Origin of the sequence: Candidatus Ichthyocystis sparus (assembly GCF_900078745.1) — a bacterium.
In the GTDB taxonomy this organism is placed as follows: domain Bacteria; phylum Pseudomonadota; class Gammaproteobacteria; order Burkholderiales; family 2013Ark19i; genus Ichthyocystis; species Ichthyocystis sparus.
In genome coordinates, this window is the sequence record NZ_FKII01000089.1 from 1 (window position 1) to 3,455 (window position 3,455).

The 3,455-nt window shown below is 44.5% G+C and carries 3 protein-coding genes; all 3 read left to right on the forward strand.

Going from position 1 to position 3,455, the window contains the following annotated elements:
• Window positions 1-170 precede the first annotated feature (170 nt).
• A complete protein-coding gene (locus A6733_RS09805; RefSeq protein WP_278183889.1) occupies window positions 171-302 on the forward strand; it encodes a hypothetical protein in 132 nt (43 codons plus the stop codon).
• Between the two features lie 529 nt (window positions 303-831).
• Window positions 832-1,032 carry a hypothetical protein gene (locus tag A6733_RS08070; protein ID WP_092402751.1) on the forward strand — a complete coding sequence of 67 codons (201 nt, stop codon included), beginning with the start codon at window positions 832-834 and terminating at the stop codon, window positions 1,030-1,032.
• A 227-nt stretch (window positions 1,033-1,259) separates the two neighbouring features.
• Entirely contained in the window at window positions 1,260-3,356 is a 2,097-nt protein-coding gene (locus A6733_RS08075) for a coiled-coil domain-containing protein (protein WP_092460823.1), read from the forward strand.
• The last annotated feature ends 99 nt before the right edge of the window (window positions 3,357-3,455 follow it).

Sequence of the window (3,455 nt, forward strand, 5' to 3'; positions counted from 1 at the left end):
AATGATGTAAGTTATTGCAAATAGTATGACGCACTATTACTTAATAGACTGCTAGGAAATAGATTGTGTGCTTGTTGGTAGAATACTATGTATTAACGTTTCGGACGTGTTGTTGCTGCAGCTTAAAAGAGCAAGCTTGGCATTGATTGTAGGTACTTATCTACAGTAAGTTGTGTCAATGTAAAAGAAGAAAAACAAGAATAAGGACTCTACTAATGAAACGTAAGTTGAGTAGCACAAGTGGTGAAGCAAGTGATCCGTATGGTAGTGATGAGGGAGGTAGTGTAGGTGGGCAAGCATAACCATCGAGTTCATTGTAATTAGAACAAAGTACATTATATGCTGAGGCAGGGGGATTTGTGTTGGCGCCACATTTAGCGTTGGCGTTGGTTATGGAACCTGGTGAAATGATTTAGAGGTATGTTTTATGGCACCTCACGTGCTCCTCTTGCGACGATTTAGCTATTCAACTTTTAGGAGAACAGTAAAGACTGGGTCGCCTTAGATCAGGAGAGGGGACTAGTTCTTCCACCCAGCTTAGTGACAGTTATATGAGTAGTCTTATTCATACTAACTCAATAGCGATACAAGTGCTACTTGATAGCGCAGAAGCACCTTCCACTACCTCCACCTACAATAGCATCAACAGTAGTAGTAGGAGATGTAGGTACTGTTTGTGGGCGAGCGTCGTATGTAGCTGAATAGGGTGCCAGAGATTCTGATGGTGGGTTTTTGCTGGCACCAGGTTTAGCACTATCTCTGGGAGTGCGGCCTGATCAAGTGCCGCGTCGAAGTATGTTTTATGGGTACTCCAACAATATCGTTTTATAAGTGGTAGTTCAACTTTCAGAAGTTCGGCAAGATTTATTGCACTGTCAGGAACTGGGAAGATCTGGTTTGATCTCGGAAGAAATGGACTTTGATTTCGAAGGTACTGCTTCTCTTATAGAAACTAACGGAGAATTAATACAAGCTCTGATGGTTATCATAGAGTCGCCTTCATTCACAGCATTACCGATAGTGATAGTGTGAAATGTGGGTGCTCATGGGCAAGCAACAAGTGCTCCACCAGGGGAAGTATTGGTAGAAGAGATTGTGTGCTTGTGGGTAGAATACTACGTGTTGACGCTTTGTATTAACGTTTCGGACGTGTTGTTGCTGCAGCTTAAAAGAGCAAGCTTGGCATGGATTGTAGGTACTTGTCTACAGTAAGTTGTGTCAATGTAAAAGAAGAAAAAACAAGAATAAGGACTTTACTAATGAAACGTAAGTTGAGTAGCACAAGTGGTGAAGCAAGTGATCCGTATGGTAGTTATGGGGGAGGTAGTGTAGGCGGGCAAGCACAACCATCGAGTTTATTGGAATTAGGGCAAAGTACATTATATGCTGAGCCAGGGGGATTTGTATTGGCGCCACATTTAGCGCTGGTGTTGGGTATGGAACCTGGTGAAATGATATTTAGAGGTATGTTTTATGGCACCCCACGTGCTCCTCTTGCGACGAGTTTAGCTATTCAACTTTTGGAAGAACAGGAGAGATTGGGTCGCCTTAGAGCAGGAGAGGGGACTAGTTCTTCCACTTTGCTTAGTGACGGTTATGTTCTTAGTCTTATTGATGCTAACGCAGCAGCGATACAAGCGCTACTGAGTAGCGCAGAAGCACCTCCACTACCTCCACCTACGATAGCATCAACAGTGGTAGTAGGAGATGTAGGTACTGTTCGTGGGCGAGCGTCATATGTAGCGGAACAGGGTGCCAGAGATTCCATTGGTGGGCTTGTGTTGGCACCAGATTTAGCACGATCTCTGGGAATGCGACCTGGTCAAGTGCTGCGTCGAAGTATGTTTTATGGTACTCCAACATCTAATGTCGTTTTAGGAGTGGTAGCTCAACTTTCAGAAGCTCGGCAAGATTTATTGCGCTGTCAAGAACTGGGAAGATCTGGTTTGATCTCGGAAAGAATGGGCTTTGATTTCGGAGATATTGCTTCTCTCATAGAAATTAACGGACAATTAATACAAGCTCTGATGGCTAGCGTAGAGTCACCTTCATTCACAGCATTACCGTCAGTGATGGTGGGAAATGTGGGTGCTCATGGATTACAAGCTATGGTTGGTAGCATAAAAGAACCGGAAGTGTCAGTAGTAGATTCGGAAGAAGAGTCAGTAGAGAAATTGGTGGAACATGGAACAGTGAAACAGGGTACTGGTGTAAAGAAAAAGATCAGAAGAATTATGGTTTTGGATAAGAAATCGTTGGATAGAATGGAGGCGATGAGGGCGCATAGTGCAGAAGTTGTAGGAAGTCGGAAGAAGAAAGCTGGCAAAGAGCTAGCAAGACAAGAGAGATTGGAGAGAGCTGAGGCTAGAGCGAGAGAGAAGAGAGAGAAGAGAGAGGCACGTGAACTAGAGAAGAAACTAGCAAAGCAGGAAATGCTGGAAGAGAGAAAAAAAAGGAGTCAGGAGAAGAGAGCTGCTAAAGAGCTAGATAAGCAGAGGAAGGAAGCTGCCAAAGAGTTAGAGAGGATGGAACGCGCTAGGTTAATGCTAGAAATGGAAGAAATAGCTGAGAAAGAGGAAGCGGCAGAACTAGAGATGATGGAGCTAGCAAGACAAGAGAGATTGGAGAGAGCCGAGGCTAGAGCGAGAGAGAAGAGAGAGAAGAGAGAGGCACGTGAACTAGAGAAGAAACTAGCAAAGCAGGAAATGTTGGAAGAGAGAAAAAAAAGGAGTCAGGAGAAGAGAGCTGCTAAAGAGCTAGATAAGCAGAGGAAGAAAGCTGCCAAAGAGTTAGAGAGGGTGGAACGTGCTAGGTTAATGCTAGCAATGGAAGAAATGGCTGAAAGGGAGGAAGCGGCAGAGCTAGAGAGGGCGGAGCTAGCAAGACAAGAGAGATTGGAGAGAGCTGAGGCTAGAGCGAGAGAGGAGAAAGAGAAGAGAGAGAGGAGGGAAGAAGAGCGTGCAAAAGAGGGTGAGTTGCGTTTGCAGAAGAGGGAAGCGAGAGTGAGGGTTGTAGAGTTAGAGGTAGTGCTAAGGGAAGAGAAAGCTAGGTATCTACATTCATCGGCAGCAATTGACTTGAGGGTAGGGGAGACAGTCGAAGAGGTAAATCTAGAACTAAGTAGAGAGATAGATCGGGAGCGCCAACTAAGATTAGAGTTAGGGCAGGTGGTGGCGCGTATGAAAGAGCTAAGGAGAGTGATGGGAATAGCAAGGGATGGAGGGATGCATAAAATGGTGTTAGAGCTAGATAGAGATGTAGCTTTAGAAAAAGTGAGAGAGGTAGAGATAAAGATAGATATGGTGAAGGTAAGAGGGAGGAAGGAACGGCTGTCACAAGAATTAAATAGACTGTAGAGTATGGGCAGTTAATGTATTCAGTAAATGGCGAGTAAATAAGTTGTATACTAGTGAGTCTGTGGTGGATTGTAGCATTGGGATGTCTTTGCCATAACT